This is a genomic window from Halorubrum sp. SD690R (assembly GCF_005435035.1).
GTDB lineage: Archaea > Halobacteriota > Halobacteria > Halobacteriales > Haloferacaceae > Halorubrum > Halorubrum ezzemoulense.
Genome location: NZ_SGTV01000011.1, coordinates 83,999 through 100,948 on the forward strand (window position 1 = coordinate 83,999; position 16,950 = coordinate 100,948).

The window sequence follows — 16,950 nt, forward strand, 5'->3', positions numbered from 1 at the left end:
ATGAGCCAGTCAGCCCCCACCCGAGAGGTCGCCCGGCGCGTGTTCGCGAGCGAGTTCAACGACGCCGGCTACACGTTCACCGAGTCCGACGACGAGCGGGCCCCCGTCTACGCGCTGCTGCCGACGGGCGAGTCCTCGAACCGCGTGTTCTTCGTCGGCACCCTCACCGAGAAGGAGGACGTCGGCGAGGACAGCGAGTACTGGCGTGGTCGCATCGTCGACCCGACGGGCACGTTCTTCGTGTACGCCGGCCAGTACCAGCCCGAGGCCGCTTCCAAACTCCGGGACCTGGAGCCCCCGGCCTACGTCGCAGTCGTGGGGAAACCCCGGACCTACGAGACCGACGACGGCACGGTCCGAGTGTCCGTCCGCCCCGAGTCGATCACCGAGGTCGACGCCGCCACCCGCGACCGCTGGGTCGCGGAGACCGCCCGCCGTACCGTCGAGCGCGTCGCCGCGTTCGACGACGAGGGCAACGAGTACGCGCGAATGGCCCGCGAGGAGTACGACCTCGACCCCGAGACGTACAAGGCCGCCGCGCTGTCGGCGTTAGAGGATCTCGACGAGAGCGGCGACGAGCTCGCCGGCGACGCCGGCGACGAGCCGGACCCGGCCGGGACGCCCGAGCCCTGACCGGGGACGGCCGACCGCCCCGACGAACCGATCGGGCGCGTCACCCCGTAACGACTCACTTTTCGCCGTTTCTTGCGACTGTCTGACAAACCATTAAGTGATCCGCGCGCCCACGTTTCGGGCGATGGGCAACAAGAACAAGACCATCTCGTTCCGCGTCAACGAGGACGCGTTCGAGGCCCTTCGCGACATCGCCGAGGAGCGGGACATCTCGCTGTCGGCGGTGTTCCGAGACTACGTGGACGCGCTCGTTGCCCACGACGGCCAGGTCCGGGTCGTCCCGGAGTCGGAACTGGCCGACGCGGGCGACGACGGCGAGCCGTTTCCCCCGAAAGTCGAGGTTCCGAAGAGCTTCGTCCGGGAGCACGAGCGGCTGGAACTCGAGGCCGAACACCTCCGGGAGCAGCTCGAAGAGCACAAGCGGTACGTCAATCACCTCCGGGAGCAGCTCGAGGACGAGGACGACGACGTAATCCAGCTCGAAGACCTCGACGGCGAGCCGGACGAACCCGCTTTCCGCCTCGGGTAGCCGCCGATTCCTTCCATTTCCACCGCTCCGTCGATCCGGGAGAGACCCGTCCACCGTTGAGCTACGGCGCCGTCCGCTCCGACCGTCCGCGACGTTCGGACCGTACTTCGATGACGGTCGGACGCGCGGACGAAAACCTTCCTGTTCGTCCGTTACTAACCGCTGAACCGCCCATGTTGGCGAAAATATTGCCGTGATGCTCCGAGTTTGTTCAGAAACGTCCGATTCTCGACCCGTCTGATGGACGGTCTCTCAGAGCGACGCCGCTATTTCTGAGTATACTAAATTATTTACGAAAACGATATTACCCGGGCGGTGAAGGGATCCTACATGCGAAGGTGGGTTCGACCGTGAACGTGTTCGATAGGGCGTACGACGATACGGTTCGCGTCCTCGACGAGGACGGCGAGGTCGTCGGCGACGTGCCGGACCTCGACGACGAATCGCTCGTCGACATGTACAGGCACATGCGGCTGGCGCGTCACTTCGACGGCCGCGCGGTGAGCCTCCAGCGACAGGGGCGGATGGGGACGTACCCCCCGCTCTCCGGCCAGGAGGGGGCCCAGATCGGCTCGGCGTTCGCGCTCGACGACGACGACTGGATGGTCCCGTCGTACCGCGAACACGGCGCCGCCCTCGTCCATGGGCTCCCGCTGAAACAGACCCTGCTCTACTGGATGGGTCACGAGGACGGCAACAACGCGCCGACGGACGTCAACGTCTTCCCGGTCGCCGTCCCCATCGCGTCGCAGATCCCCCACGCGACGGGCGCCGCGTGGGCCTCGAAGCTCCGCGGCGAGGACGACGCGTTCGTCTGCTACTTCGGCGACGGCGCGACGAGCGAGGGCGACTTCCACGAGGGAATCAACTTCGCCGGCGTGTTCGACACGCCGACCGTCTTCTTCTGTAACAACAACCAGTGGGCGATCTCCGTTCCGCGAGAGCGCCAGACCCGGAGCGCGACCCTGGCGCAGAAGGCGGAGGCGTACGGGATCGACGGCGTTCAGGTCGACGGCATGGACCCGCTGGCGGTGTACAGCGTCACGGAAGCGGCCTTAGAGAAGGCGCGCGACCCCGAGACCGACCGGCCGCGGCCGACGCTGATCGAGGCGGTCCAGTACCGGTTCGGCGCGCACACGACCGCCGACGACCCGACCGTCTACCGCGACGACGACGAGGTCGAGCGCTGGAAGCGGAAGGACCCCATCGACCGGCTGGAGTCGTACCTCCGGGACGAAGGGGTCCTCGACGACGAGCGCGTCGCGGAGATCGAGTCGACGGTCGAGGCCCGGGTCGCGGACGCGATAGACGAGGCTGAATCGATGGCGCGCCCCGACCCGCGCGAGCTGTTCGAACACGCGTACGCGGAGCTTCCGCCCGAGCTGGAGCGGCAGTACGAGGAGTTCGCCGCCCTGCGCGACGAGCGCGGCGACGCGGCGTTCCTGGAGGAGTAAATGACCGAGACACAGAACCTCACGCTGGTACAGGCGATACGAGACGGACTACACACCGAACTGCGCGAGGACGACGACGTCGTCGTGATGGGGCAAGACGTCGGGAAGAACGGCGGCGTCTTCCGCGCGACCGAGGGCCTGTTCGACGAGTTCGGCGGCGACCGGGTGATCGACACGCCGCTGGCCGAGTCGGGCATCGTCGGCACCGCGGTCGGGATGGCCGCCATGGGGATGCGACCGGTCCCGGAGATCCAGTTCTCCGGGTTCATGTACCCCGGCTTCGACCAGATCGTCTCGCACATGGCGCGGTTCCGGACCCGCAGCCGCGGGCGGTTCACGCTCCCCATGACGCTACGTGCCCCCTACGGCGGCGGGATCCGCGCGCCCGAACACCACTCCGAGTCGAAGGAGGCGTTCTACGCCCACGAGGCCGGGCTGAAGGTCGTCATCCCCTCCACGCCGTACGAGGCGAAGGGGCTGCTCGCGGCGTCGATCCGCGACCCCGACCCGGTGATATTCCTCGAACCGAAGCTGATCTACCGGGCGTTCCGCGAGGAGGTCCCCGAGGAGCCGTACACGGTCCCCATCGGCGAGGCAGCCACGCGCCGCGAGGGCGACGACGTGGCCGTCTTCACCTACGGCGCGATGACTCGCCCCACGCTGGAGGCCGCCGAGACGCTCGGGGAGGAGGGGATCGAGTGCGAGGTCGTCGACCTCCGCACGATTTCCCCGCTCGACCGCGAGGCGGTCGTCGAGGCGTTCGAGAAGACCGGTCGCGCGGTCGTCGTTCACGAGGCCCCCAAGACCGGCGGGCTCGCGGGCGAGATCACGGCGATCCTTCAGGAGGAGGCGCTGCTGTACCAGGAGGCGCCGATCGGCCGCGTCACCGGCTTCGACGTGCCGTACCCGCTGTACGCGCTGGAGGACTACTACCTCCCGTCCGCCGCCCGCATCGAGGACGGAATCTTGGAGGCGGTCGAATTTTAAGATGTCCGGCAGAGGTACACCCATGAACGCCGAGGACCGGCGCACGACGGCAGAGGAGAGACGCCCGACCGCCGAGGGGGGCGACGAATGACGGTCGAGGAGTTCAAACTGCCCGACGTCGGCGAGGGCGTCGCGGAGGGCGAACTCGTCAGCTGGCTGGTCGCGCCCGGCGACCGCGTCGAGGAGGACCAGCCCGTCGCCGAGGTCGAGACCGACAAGGCGCTCGTCGAGGTGCCGTCGAGCTACGACGGCGTCGTCGAGGAGCTGTTCGCCGAGGAGGGGGAGATGGTCCCCGTCGGCGACGTGATCATCTCGTTCCGCGTCGACGAGGACGGCGAGGCGGCCGCCGGCGACGACGCGGAGGCCGAACCGGAGCCGGAGCCTGACTCGCCCGACGAGTCGGCGTCGGAGCCGACCACCGAGGCGGCCGACGCCGAGCCCGACACGCCCGCCGGACGCACCTTCGCGCCGCCGTCGGCCCGCCGGCTCGCCCGCGAGCTCGGCGTCGACGTCGCGGCCGTCGACGGGAGCGGCCCCGGCGGCCGCGTCACCGAGGCCGACGTGCGCGCCCACGCCGAGGGCGACGCCGGGGCCGCCGACGCGGGCGCCCCGGACGACGGCCCCGAACCCCGTCCCGCGCCGACGCCGACCGATACCGGCTCCGACGGGCGGAAGTCCGCGGTCAGCAAGCGCGGCGCCGACGACGGCTCCGCCGACGCCCCGGCGACGCCCGCCGGCGGGCCCGACCCCGCGGGCCGGGAGACGACGCTCGCGACGCCCGCCACGCGGAAGGCCGCGCGCGACCGCGACGTGGACATCGACGACGTGCCGACCGACCAGACCCGGGACGGCGAGGCGTTCGTCACGGCCGAGGCCGTGAACGCGTACGCCGACGCGCTGGAGTCGCCCGCGTCGACGCCTGAGCCGGAACCGGTCGAGACGGGCGCGGGCACGGAGCCCGCCGTGACCGCCGGCGACGCGTCCGAGACGAGCGCTCCCGCGTCGGGCGACGAGACCGTCCCGTACCGCGGCGTCAGGCGCACCATCGGCAAGCAGATGGAGCGCTCGAAGTTCACGGCGCCGCACGTCACCCACCACGACACCGCCGAGGTCGACGCGCTCGTGGAGGCCCGCGAGGAGCTGAAGCCGAAGGCCGAGGCCGAGGGGGTGAAGCTCACCTACATGCCGTTCGTGATGAAGGCCATCGTCGCCGGGCTGAAGGAGTACCCGTACCTCAACAGCGAGCTCCGGGAGGACGACGAGGAGATCGTGTTGAAAAGCGAGTACAACCTCGGCATCGCGGTCGCGACCGACGCGGGTCTCATGGTTCCCGTCGTCGAGAACGTCGACGAGAAGGGGCTCTTCGAGCTGGCCGACGCGGTGAACGACCTCGCCTCGCGCGCCCGAGAGCGGAAGCTCAAGCCCGCGGAGATGCAGGGCGGGACCTTCTCTATCACCAACTTCGGCGCGATCGGCGGCGAGTACGCCACGCCGATCATCAACTACCCCGAGACGGCGATCCTCGGGCTCGGGGCCATCGAGGAGCGCCCTGTCGTCCGCGACCACGCGGACGTCGAGTCCGAGTTCCTCGACGACTCGGACGACTCGACGGTCGTCCCGGCGCCGACGCTCCCGTTGTCCTTATCGATCGACCACCGCGTCGTCGACGGCGCGGTCGCGGCCGAGTTCGCGAACACCGTCATGGAACACCTGGAAAACCCCCTGCTGTTACTCAACGAATAATGGTCGTCGGAGATGTCACCACGGGAACAGAGGTACTGGTCATCGGCGCGGGGCCGGGCGGCTACGTCGCCGCCATCCGCGCCGCACAGGAGGGGCTCGACACGACCCTCGTCGAGAAGGACGCCTACGGCGGCGCCTGTCTCAACCGCGGCTGTATCCCCTCGAAGGCGCTGATCACGGGGAGCGGGCTCGCCCACGAGGCCGGCAACGCGGAGTTCATGGGCGTCCACGCGGACCCCGCCGTCGACATGGGGAAGATGATCGAGTGGAAAGACGGCATCGTCGACCGGCTCACCGGCGGCGTCGAGAAGCTCTGTAAGGCGAACGGCGTGAACCTGATCGAGGGGACCGCCTCGTTCGTCGGCGAGGACACCGTCCGCGTCGCGCACGGCGGCGACGGGCAGGGCTCCGAGACGCTCTCGTTCGAACACGCGGTCGTCGCGACCGGCTCGCGTCCGATCCAGATCCCGGGCTTCGAGTTCGCCGAGGACCACGTTTGGAGCTCCGCCGACGCGCTCGACGCCGACACCGTCCCGGACCGGCTCGGGATCGTCGGCGGCGGCTACATCGGGATGGAGCTGGCGACGACGTACGCCAAGCTCGGGGCCGACGTGACGGTCGTCGAGATGCTCGACGACATCCTCGACCCCTACGAGGACGACGTGAAGCGGATCGTCCGGGAGCGCGCCGCGGAGCTCGGCGTCGAGTTCAACTTCGGCGAGGGCGCGAGCGAGTGGTCGGAGGCGCCCGACGGCGGGTACCTCCTCCACACCGAGACGGAGGACAGCGAGGAATCGACGTACGGCGTCGACAAGATCCTCGTCGCGGTCGGCCGTCAGCCCGTCACCGACGGCCTCGACGTAGCGAACGCCGGTATCGAGACGGACGACCGCGGCTTCATCGAGACGGACGATCGCACGCGCACGGCGGTCGAGCACATCCACGCCGTCGGCGACGTCGCGGGCGACCCGATGCTCGCGCACGCGGCCTCGAACGAGGGGATCGTCGCCGCCGAGGTGATCGCCGGTGAACCCGCCGCGCTCGACCGACAGGCCGTCCCCGCCGCGGTGTTCACCGACCCCGAGATCGGGACGGTCGGGATGACCGAGGCCGAGGCCGAGGACGCCGGCTTCGATCCCGTCGTCGGCGAGATGCCGTTCAACGCCTCCGGCCGGGCGATGACGACCGGCCACACCGAGGGGTTCGCCCGGATCGTCGCCGACGAGGAGACCGGATTCGTCCTCGGCGGGCAGATCGTCGGACCCGAGGCGTCGGAGCTGATCGCGGAGGTCGCGCTCGCGGTCGAGATGGGCGCGACCCTCGAAGACGTGGCCGCCACCGTCCACACCCACCCGACGCTCGCGGAGGCGGTGATGGAGGCCGCGGAGAACGCTCGCGGGCAGGCGATCCACACGCTGAACCGCTGAGCGGCCCGTCTTCGAGACCCCGGGTCGGCGCCGTCGGCGACTCGACGCTCCCGCGCGGAGTCAGAAGTGGCCGCGAGGCGAACGGACGCGCCCGCCTCCCTCGGGTGGAACTCTCACACATGATTATCGAACTGTCGACTTCTCGATCCGTAGCGTGGTCGCCACTCGCTTTCCGGCGGAGCACGCCATGCGGAGCGCCGCTGCGGTCCACGACGCCGACTTCGCAGATCGGAAAACAGAACTTCAGTTCCTCGATAGAAACTCTCCGTTATATCGATTATTGTCTCCTCGTATTAGACAATATTATCCGTAAAGAAGGGCGACTATTTTTTGATGGCTAGTAACACCCAAGAGTGGTGGCCGGACCAGTTGGACCTGGAGTTGCTCGATCAGAACTCCGCCGACATCGGTCCCTACGGCGAGGAGTTCGACTACGCCGAGGCGTTCGAGGAGCTCGACCTCGAGGCGGTCAAGTCCGACCTCGAAGACGTGATGACCGACTCGAAGGAGTGGTGGCCAGCCGACTACGGCCACTACGGGCCGCTGTTCATCCGGATGGCGTGGCACAGCGCCGGCACGTACCGCTCGCTCGACGGCCGCGGCGGCGCCGCCGGCGGCCACCAGCGCCTCCCCCCGATCAGCAGCTGGCCGGACAACGTGAACCTCGACAAGGCCCGGCGGCTGCTGGAGCCAGTGAAGACGAAGTACGGCGAGAAGCTCTCGTGGGCGGACCTCATCGTCCTCGCCGGCAACGTCGCGCTCGAGTCGATGGGCTTCGAGACGTTCGGCTTCGCGGGCGGGCGCGAGGACGACTTCCGGGGCGACGACGCGGTCGACTGGGGCCCCGAGAGCGAGTTCGAGACGACCTCCGAGGAGCGCTTCGACGAGGAGGGCGACCTCAAGGCGCCGCTCGGCAACACCGTGATGGGCCTCATTTACGTGAACCCCGAGGGGCCGAACGGCGAGCCCGACCTCGAAGGGTCCGCGAAGAACATCCGCCAGTCGTTCAGCCGCATGGCGATGAACGACAAGGAGACCGTCGCCCTCATCGCCGGCGGCCACACCTTCGGCAAGGTCCACGGCGCCGACGACGGCGACAACCTCGGTCCGGAGCCCGAGGACGCCCCCATCGACCTTCAGGGACTCGGCTGGGACAACGAGTTCGGCGAGGGGATGGGCCCCGACGCGATCACCAGCGGCATCGAGGGGCCGTGGAACGCCACCCCGACCGTCTGGGACATGAGCTACGTCAACAACCTGCTCACCTACGACTGGGAGCCGGAGAAGGGTCCCGGCGGCGCGTGGCAGTGGACAACGGAGAACGACGAGCTCGACGACGCCGCGCCCGGCGTCGCGGACCCCGACGACAAGGAGGACGTGATGATGCTCACGACGGACGTCGCCCTGAAGCACGACGACGACTTCCGGGCCGTCTTAGAGGAGTTCCGCGACGACCCCGAAGAGTTCCAGGAGACGTTCGCGAAGGCGTGGTACAAGCTCATCCACCGCGACATGGGCCCGCCGGAGCGGTTCCTCGGCACCGAGGTCCCGGAGGAGACGATGATCTGGCAGGACCCCCTGCCCGAGGCCGACTACGAGACCGTCGGCGACGCGGAGGTCGCCGAGCTCACGGACGCGCTCCTCGAGTCCGGCCTGTCGACCGGCGAACTCGTCAAGACCGCGTGGGCGGCGGCGTCCACCTACCGCGACAGCGACAAGCGCGGCGGCGCCAACGGCGCCCGCATCCGCCTCGAACCGCAGCGAAGTTGGGAGGCCAACGAGCCCGAGGCGCTCGCTGACGTCCTCTCGACGCTCGAGAAGATCCAGACCGAGTTCAACGAGTCGCGCGACGACGACGTCCGCGTCTCGCTCGCCGACCTCATCGTGCTCGGTGGGACGGCGGCCGTCGAGCGGGCCGCGGCCGACGCGGGCTACGACGTCGAGGTGCCGTTCGAGCCCGGCCGCGTCGACGCGACGGCGGAGCAGACCGACGTCGACTCCTTCGAGGCGCTCGAGCCGGAGGCCGACGGCTTCCGTAACTACCTCGGCGACGCCGACGAGCCGGTCGAGGACCTCATGGTCGACAAGGCGGACCTGCTGAACCTGACCGCCAGCGAGATGACCGTTCTGGCCGGCGGTCTGCGCGCGCTCGGCGCGACGTACGGCGATTCCGACCGCGGGGTCTTCACCGACGAGCCCGACGCGCTCACCAACGACTTCTTCGCGAATCTGCTCGACATGGAGTACGAGTGGGACGCGGTCACCGAAGACGAGGACGTCTACGAGATCCGCGACCGCGACACCGGTGAGGTCGCGTGGGAGGCGACGCGCGCCGACCTCATCTTCGGCTCGAACGCGCGACTCCGGACCATCGCGGACGTGTACGCCAGCGACGAGGAGAAGTTCGTCGAGGACTTCGCCGCGACGTGGAGCGAGATCATGAAGCTCGACCGCTTCGATCTCGAGTAACCCGATCGCCGCGCTCCCGGTTTTCTCTCTGACTCTGCCCCCGCCGAACGCGGGCCGGTGGTGCGTCGCTCCGTCGTCGCCCGCCGTTCGAGCCTCTCGCTGTCGGCCGCCGAGTCGTGACTCTCGCTTCGGACCCGGTGACCGGCGCCGATCAAATTCTATATCGCGACATATAATTTATCTTGTCGGCCACGTTCGAATCTCTCCCCGAACCGCGAGTTCGAGGGGGCCCCCGTTTCGGCGTCTCGGGGGCGATCGACCGGCTTTTTTCCCGCCGAGCCCTCGCTGGCGACATGGCCGACGAGTTCGACCCGGAGAAGTTCGAGGACAAGTACGCGCACTACTTCAACGAGCTCCAGCGGGCGTACAAGAACGCGTTCAACCAGATGAACGACCGGTACGACTCGGAGCTGATCCACGGCATCGACCAGACCGTGCTCAACGAGTCGGAGCCGTTCTACGAGGACGGTGAGTTCCGCGTCGAGCTCCCGGAGAACCCGCGCGAGCGCATCCGCGGCGCCGTCGCGGTCGACGACGAGACGTTCGAGGAGACGCTCGAGGAGTACGTCGAGCGGATCGAGTCCGAACTGTACCGGACCCTTGGGGTCGACCGACCGGAGTAGGGGTCCGACGCGGCCCGCGACGGGAGCGGATCCGGCCGAACCAAAGGCATAAGCCCGGTGCCCGCCAACTCGCGAGCATGAGCACGGACACGGCTGACGCGGACAACGAACTCCGCGAGCGGATCACGAACTTCCTGCGGCGCAACTTCCCGCAGATCCAGATGCACGGCGGCAGCGCCGCCATCGCCCACCTCGACCGCGAGAAGGGCGAGGTGACGGTCCAGCTCGGCGGGGCCTGTTCCGGCTGCGGTATCTCCCCGATGACGATCCAGGCGATCAAGTCCCGGATGGTCAAAGAGATCCCCGAGATCGAGACGGTCCACGCCGACACCGGCGCGTCGGCCGGCGCCGACGGCGACCTCGGCGGCACCAGCAGCGGCGGCGGGATGTCTCCCTCCTTCCCCGGGGAGACGACCGACGACGACGGCGACGACGAAGGCCCCCAGGCGCCGTTCTGAACCCGGCCGAACACGCCTTTCCTCTCTTTCCGCTCCGCGAGTCGCAACGCCGTCAGCTACTGAACCGCCTATCTCTGTAGATCCACCGTTTCTACGGTGTAGACGCGTTCTCTCGGCCTTATTGTCGTCTCTCTGACTCTCGCTGTCGTCGCTAGATGTATCACATAACGCTATATCGAATTGAGTCCGCCGTCCTCCTCGGTCCGACTGAAGCCTTTTTCTCCCCGGCCGCCGTGGGGAGTTGCTATGTACCACCGCGAGGTCGAACCAACGGCGGAGTACGTCGCGCGGTTCGAAACGGGGGCCGACTGGCGCGAGGAGATCGAGTCGCTCGCCCGCGAGGAAGACGTCGAGGCCGGCTGGTTCACGGCGCTCGGTGCGGTCCAGGACGCGGACGTCTGGTTCTACGACCAAGACGAGACCGAGTATCGCTCGGTGACGTTCGACGAACCGCTCGAGGTGGCCGCCTGCGTGGGCAACGTCTCGCTGTTGGAGGGCGACGTGTTCGCACACACCCACGCCGTCCTCTCGCGGCCGAGCGGACAGGCGCTCGCGGGGCACCTCGACTCGGCGACGGTCTGGGCCGGCGAGTGTCACCTGCGCGCGTTCGCCGAGCCGCTGGAGCGCTCGCACGACGAGGCGACGGACCTCGACCTGTGGCTGTGACCCGTCGACCGCGCCACCGGACCCCAGAGGCCCGATGAGACCGGACGACGAGCGCTACTTCGCGCGGATCGAAGAGCGGCTCGACGAGGCGTGGGATGTCGCGGAGACGGCCAAAGAGCAGGGCCGGGACCCGGAACCGGAGATCGAGATCCCGATCGCCCGCGACATGGCCGACCGCGTCGAGAACATCCTCGGCATCGACGGCGTCGCCGAGCGCGTCCGCGAGCTGGAGGGCGAGATGTCTCGCGAGGAGGCGGCTCTGGAGCTGGTCACTGACTTCGTCGACGGCAACGTCGGTGACTACGACTCCCGCGAGGGAAAGATCGAGGGGGCGGTCCGGACCGCGGTCGCGCTGCTCACCGAGGGGGTCGTCGCCGCGCCGATCGAGGGGATCGACCGCGTCGAGCTGTTGGAGAACGACGACGGCACGGAGTTCGTCAACGTCTACTACGCCGGTCCGATCCGCTCGGCGGGCGGGACGGCGCAGGCGCTGTCCGTGCTCGTCGCCGACTACGCCCGGTCGCTGCTCGACGTCGACGAGTACAAGCCCCGCGACGTGGAGGTCGAGCGCTACGCCGAGGAGATCGCCCTCTACGACAAGGACACCGGGCTCCAGTACACGCCGAAGGACAAGGAGTCGAAGTTCATCGCCAAGCACATCCCTGTCATGCTCGACGGGGAGGCGACGAGCGACGAGGAGGTCTCGGGGTTCCGCGACCTCGAACGCGTCGACACCAACTCCGCGCGCGGCGGGATGTGCCTCGTCGCCGCCGAGGGGATCGCGCTGAAGGCCCCGAAGATCCAGCGGTACACCCGTGACCTCGAGGAGGTCGACTGGCCGTGGCTCCAGGACCTGATCGACGGGACGATCGGGAAAGACGGGGCGGGCGACGGGGGCGCCGCGGCCGACGAGGACACCGAGAGCGGCACGGGAGACGGTGACGGCGACGCCGAAGCCGACGACGCGGCGGACACCGAGGGAGACGAGAGCGCGGCCGACGACGCGGCCGGACCGCCGCGGGCCGACCCCTCACAGAAGTTCCTCCGCGACCTCATCGCGGGGCGGCCCGTGTTCACCCACCCGAGCGAGGCTGGCGGCTTCCGACTCCGGTACGGCCGGGCGCGCAACCACGGCTTCGCGACCGGCGGCGTCCACCCCGCCACGATGCACATCGTCGACGACTTCCTCGCGGCCGGCACGCAGATCAAGACCGAGCGGCCGGGGAAGGCGCACGGCGTCGTCCCGGTCGACTCCATCGAGGGCCCCACGGTCCGGCTCGCGAACGGCGAGGTCCGCCGGATCGACGACCCCGAGGAGGCGAAGGAGCTCCGCAACGGCGTCGAGAAGGTCCTCGACCTGGGCGAGTACCTCGTCAACTACGGGGAGTTCGTCGAGAACAACCACCCGCTCGCGCCCGCCTCGTACGCCCCCGAGTGGTGGGTCCAGGAGTTCGAGGCGGCCGGCGCCGACGTCCGCGCGCTCCGCGACGACCCGCACGTCGACCTCGAACACCCCGGTGTCGACCGGGCGCTCTCGTGGGCGCGCGAGCACGACTGCCCGCTCCACCCGGAGTACACCTACCTCTGGCACGACGTGTCGGTGGACGCGTTCGCGGCGCTCGCCGACGCGATCGCGGCTGGCGAGGTCGTCGAGGGCGTCCTCGCGATCGAGCGCACGGATCAGGTCCAAGACACGCTGGAGTCGCTGCTGATCGAACACGCGGCGACCCCGGACGCCCTCCGGATCCCGACGTGGCGGCCGCTCGCGCGGTCGCTCGGGATCGACGGCGGCCTCCGGAAGGAGTGGGACCCCGCGGACCTTTCCCCCGCGGCCCGGGAGTACGCCGACGGCGAGAACGCGATCCGCGCGGTCAACGAGGTCGCCCCCTTCGAAGTGCGCGAGCGGGCCCCCACCCGCATCGGTAACCGGATGGGACGCCCCGAGAAGTCGGAGAGCCGCGACCTCTCGCCGGCGGTCCACACCCTCTTCCCGATCAACGAGGCGGGCGGCCCCCAGCGCGACGTCGCCGAGGCCGCGAACGCGATGGACGACACCGGCCGGCGGGGGCGACACGAACTGGAGGTCTCCGACCGCGTCTGCCCGGACTGCGGCGAGCACACCTACGCCGCGCTGTGCCCCGACTGCGAGACGCACACCGAACCGCACTACGAGTGTAACGACTGCGGCACCGTCTGCGAGCCCGACGAGGCCGGCCGCGTCGAGTGCCCGAACTGCGAGTGGGAGGTGACGGCCGCGGGGTATCAGGAGGTCGACGTCAACGACGCGTACCGCACCGCCTTGGAGACGGTCGGCGAGCGCGAGTCCGCCTTCGAGATCCTGAAGGGGGTTCAGGGGCTCACCTCGCGGAACAAGACGCCGGAGCCGATCGAGAAGGGCGTCCTCCGCGCGAAGAACGGCGTCACGTCGTTCAAGGACGGAACGGTCCGGTACGACATGACCGACCTCCCGGTCACCGCGGTCCGGCCCGAGGAGCTCGACGTCACCGCCGACCACTTCCGCGAGCTCGGCTACGAGACCGATATTGACGGCGAGCCGCTGCGCCACGACGACCAGGTGGTCGAACTGCGCGTCCAGGACATCGTCCTCTCGGACGGCGCGGCCGAGCACATGCTCAAGACCGCCGACTTCGTCGACGACCTCCTCGAACAGTTCTACGGGCTCGACCGCTTCTACGAGGTGAACGAGCGCGACGACCTCGTCGGCGAGCTCGTCTTCGGGATGGCTCCCCACACGAGCGCCGCGACTGTCGGGAGAGTGGTGGGTTTCACGTCGGCCGCGGTCGGATACGCACATCCGTACTTTCACGCCGCGAAACGGCGGAACTGCTTCCACCCGGAGACGAAAATCTGGTACGAGGACGAAGCCGGAAAGTGGCACTACGACCCCATCGAGACACTCGTTGAGGACCGACTTGACGCCGAAACGGCTGAAGAGGACGACTTCGGGACGCTTGTCCAGAAACTCGATGACGATGTGTATGTACCGTCCGTAACTGAGGATGGCGAGAAAACGCTCCAACGGGCCGAAGCACTCTCGAAGCATCCTTCGCCTGACCACCTCGTCCGCGTCGAAACAAAGAGTGGACGGGAGCTGACGGTGACGCCCGACCACTCGATGCGTCGGTGGACCGGCGATGGAATCGAGCGCGTGTCGGCCCGAGAGTTAACCACGGAAGATGCGCTCCCTGCGCCGAAACAGATCTCGGTTGACGGGGAAACAGCGACGTTCGACCTGCTCGCGGAATTCCTCGACGCGGACGCCGTTTCGAACGACGACCTGATGATCCGCGGGCTCGGCGAATCTAATCTCAAACAACTCCTCGATGATGCGACAGACGCCGAGAACTACCTGAAGCCTGTTGCGGAACTCCTCGACGTTAGTCAGTCGACGGTGTACAACTGGGTGTCTCGCGACAGCATCTCGGCCGGCGTTCTGATCGAACTGTACGACTGCGACACTGTCGTCGAACGCGTTCCCACCGACGTGACACTTGGAATCCGTCGCGACAGCGCTTCGATTTCGCGTCAGTTCGATGTCGACGAGACGGTCGGCACGATGCTCGGATACTACGCTGCAGAAGGGTTCACCCGGCAGGAGGCTGGGTCATTTTACCAGACGACAATCTGTACGCCGGACGACGTGCCACGCGACGAGATCATTGACGTCTTTGACGACGTATTTGACGTTGAGGCGTTCGAGGAGAACGAATGGAAGATTACTGTTTCCAGTCGCCTCGTCACGACGCTGTTCTCGGATGTTCTTGACGCCGGGAGTCGTGCGGAGACGAAACTAATCCCGGACTGCGTGCTCTCCGCACCGGACTCGATTCTCCGAACGTTCCTCGCGGCGTACTTCTCTGGCGACGGAAGTACGTCTAGCGAACGCGTCGAGGTTCGCGCACATACGGTGAGCGACGACCTACAGTCCGACCTAATCGCAGCCCTCAAGCGGTTCGGTATCGCTACGAAAGTGTATCGCGAGGAGCGTACCCCGAAGACGGGTGCGGTGGCCGAGTTCTACGACGGCGAGCAGTCGTTCGAATCCTGGGTCCTCAAGATCACATCACAGAACGCCGTGCGGTTCGCCGACCGAGTCGGCTTCCATCTCGGCCGCAAGGACGAGACGCTTACTGACGTGCTGGACCGCGTCGATACCCGAACACAGCGACTCTTCGGTGACGGAGGCGACGTTTGGGTTGACGAAGTCGTCTCTGTCGAGATGGTCCAGTCCGACATCGAATTCACATATTGTCTGACTGTTGAGGAGACAAACACGCTCGTCGCGAACGACGTGTACTCCGGTCAGTGTGACGGTGACGAGGACTGCGTGATGCTGCTTATGGACGGACTGCTCAACTTCTCGAAAGAATTTCTGCCCGATCAGCGCGGCGGGCGGATGGACGCGCCGCTGGTGATGTCCTCGCGAATCGACCCCTCCGAGATCGACGACGAGGCGCACAACGTCGACATCGTGCGGGAGTACCCCAAAGAGCTGTACGAGGCGTCCCGAGAGATGGCCGACCCGGAGGCGGTCGAGGAGCTGATCCAGATCGGCGAGGACACGCTCGGCACCGACGACGAGTACCACGGGTTCGACCACACCCACGACACCACCGACATCGCGATGGGACCGGACCTCTCGGCGTACAAGACGCTCGGCGACATGATGGAGAAGATGGACGCCCAGCTGGAGCTGGCCCGGAAGCTCCGCGCGGTCGACGAGACCGACGTGGCGGAGCGGGTGATCGAGTACCACTTCCTGCCGGACATCATCGGGAACCTCCGGGCGTTCTCGCGGCAGGAAACGCGCTGTCTCGACTGCGGCGAAAAGTACCGGCGGATGCCGCTGACGGGCGAGTGCCGCGAGTGCGGCGGCCGCGTGAACCTCACCGTCCACGAGGGGTCGGTGAGCAAGTACGTTGACACCGCCATCGAGGTGGCGGAGCGGTTCGACTGCCGGCCCTACACGAAACAGCGGCTGAAGGTGTTAGACCAGTCGTTAGAGTCGATCTTCGAGGACGACACGAACAAGCAGTCCGGCATCGCGGACTTCATGTGAGGTGGGGGGAGCGGCCGCGGGTCGAGCGGGCCTCACCGCGCCGGACCCTCGGGGTTCAGTCGCCGCGCGCTTCCTCGACCACCCGCGTGAACTCGCGGGCGGTCTCGGTGATGACCTCGTAGTCGCCGCGCTCGGCGGCGTCGTAGTCGACGAGCGCGCCGCCCGCGCCGACCGCGAACGCGCCCGCCTCGACGTACTCCGCGGCGTTGTCCGGGCTGACGCCGCCGGTCGGCATCATCGGAATCTGGCCGAGCGGCCCCTTCATCGCGCCGAGGTGGGCCGGCCCGACCGTCTTCGCGGGGAACACCTTCACGAAGTCGGCGCCCGCCTCGTAGCCGCGGACCGCCTCCGTCGGCGTCATCACGCCGGGTGCGCTGACCGCGCCGTAGCGGTTACACGTCTCGATGACGTCCTCGTGGAGGCTCGGCGAGACGACGAACTCGGCGCCCGCCATCAGCGTCGTCCGGGCCGTCTCGCTGTCGAGGACGGTACCGGTGCCGACGACGACCTCGTCGTCGAAGGAGGCGGTCACCTCGTCGATGAGGTCCGCGACGTTCGGCGTGTCGGCGGTGATCTCGACGGCGGTGACGCCGCCTTCGCGGAGCGCCTCCGCGATCTCGATGAGTTGGTCGGCGGGCACCCCGCGGAGCACCGCGACGACGCCGCTGTCGACGAGCCGTGAGAGCGTCTCGTTCATACTCACCGTTTCCCGAGTCGGCCCTTAAAACCGCGCCGATGCCCGCTCCGCTGGGGTCTCGACCCGGGCGCCCGCGGCGGTCGTTCCGTGACACTGTGCGACACGAAATCGCCGGGGATCGGGGGTGATCCCCGGCGAATCGGCCGCGACGAAACACTACCCTTTTGACCCTCCTTTCGGTAAC

Annotated in this window: 12 protein-coding genes; 11 read left to right on the plus strand and 1 reads right to left on the minus strand. The window is 68.1% G+C overall.

Features of this window, described 5'->3' with window-relative positions; all coding sequences use genetic code 11:
• The 11 genes from EXE41_RS08895 (at nt 1) to polC (ending at nt 16,069) form a co-directional block, all read left to right on the plus strand.
• Nucleotides 1-633, plus strand: coding sequence for an RPA family protein (locus tag EXE41_RS08895; RefSeq protein ID WP_049932248.1), 633 nt, complete (start codon nt 1-3; stop codon nt 631-633).
• A gap of 124 nt (nt 634-757) precedes the next feature.
• Nucleotides 758-1,162, plus strand: coding sequence for a CopG family transcriptional regulator (locus tag EXE41_RS08900; protein ID WP_049932250.1), 405 nt, complete (start codon nt 758-760; stop codon nt 1,160-1,162).
• A 350-nt stretch (nt 1,163-1,512) separates the two neighbouring features.
• Entirely contained in the window at nt 1,513-2,616 is a 1,104-nt protein-coding gene (pdhA, locus tag EXE41_RS08905) for a pyruvate dehydrogenase (acetyl-transferring) E1 component subunit alpha (RefSeq protein WP_049932323.1), read from the plus strand.
• The gene (locus tag EXE41_RS08910) at nt 2,617-3,603 is read left to right on the plus strand and encodes an alpha-ketoacid dehydrogenase subunit beta (protein ID WP_007345778.1); all 987 of its coding nucleotides are present in this window, start codon (nt 2,617-2,619) and stop codon (nt 3,601-3,603) included.
• Between the two features lie 87 nt (nt 3,604-3,690).
• A complete protein-coding gene (locus tag EXE41_RS08915; RefSeq protein WP_137690780.1) occupies nt 3,691-5,346 on the plus strand; it encodes a dihydrolipoamide acetyltransferase family protein in 1,656 nt (551 codons plus the stop codon).
• The gene (gene lpdA / locus EXE41_RS08920; protein WP_137690781.1) at nt 5,346-6,773 is read left to right on the plus strand and encodes a dihydrolipoyl dehydrogenase; all 1,428 of its coding nucleotides are present in this window, start codon (nt 5,346-5,348) and stop codon (nt 6,771-6,773) included. Before EXE41_RS08915 ends, lpdA begins: the two co-directional genes overlap by 1 nt.
• Before the next feature lie 333 nt (nt 6,774-7,106).
• Nucleotides 7,107-9,242, plus strand: coding sequence for a catalase/peroxidase HPI (gene katG / locus EXE41_RS08925; protein WP_137690782.1), 2,136 nt, complete (start codon nt 7,107-7,109; stop codon nt 9,240-9,242).
• Nucleotides 9,243-9,535: 293 nt separating this feature from the next.
• Nucleotides 9,536-9,865, plus strand: a complete 330-nt coding sequence (locus EXE41_RS08930; RefSeq protein ID WP_007995328.1) for a DUF5783 family protein — start codon at nt 9,536-9,538, stop codon at nt 9,863-9,865.
• 77 nt (nt 9,866-9,942) lie between these two features.
• Nucleotides 9,943-10,323 carry an iron-sulfur cluster biogenesis protein NfuA gene (locus EXE41_RS08935; RefSeq protein WP_049932256.1) on the plus strand — a complete coding sequence of 127 codons (381 nt, stop codon included), beginning with the start codon at nt 9,943-9,945 and terminating at the stop codon, nt 10,321-10,323.
• A gap of 246 nt (nt 10,324-10,569) precedes the next feature.
• Nucleotides 10,570-10,989, plus strand: a complete 420-nt coding sequence (locus EXE41_RS08940) for a PPC domain-containing DNA-binding protein (protein WP_049932257.1) — start codon at nt 10,570-10,572, stop codon at nt 10,987-10,989.
• 34 nt (nt 10,990-11,023) lie between these two features.
• Nucleotides 11,024-16,069: a DNA polymerase II large subunit gene (gene polC, locus EXE41_RS08945; protein ID WP_137690783.1), complete on the plus strand. Its 5,046-nt coding sequence runs from the start codon at nt 11,024-11,026 to the stop codon at nt 16,067-16,069.
• Nucleotides 16,070-16,124: 55 nt separating this feature from the next.
• On the opposite strand, the gene EXE41_RS08950 is transcribed toward polC, so the two are convergent.
• Nucleotides 16,125-16,766, minus strand: coding sequence for a bifunctional 4-hydroxy-2-oxoglutarate aldolase/2-dehydro-3-deoxy-phosphogluconate aldolase (locus EXE41_RS08950; RefSeq protein WP_049932261.1), 642 nt, complete (start codon nt 16,764-16,766; stop codon nt 16,125-16,127).
• Nucleotides 16,767-16,950 lie beyond the last annotated feature (184 nt).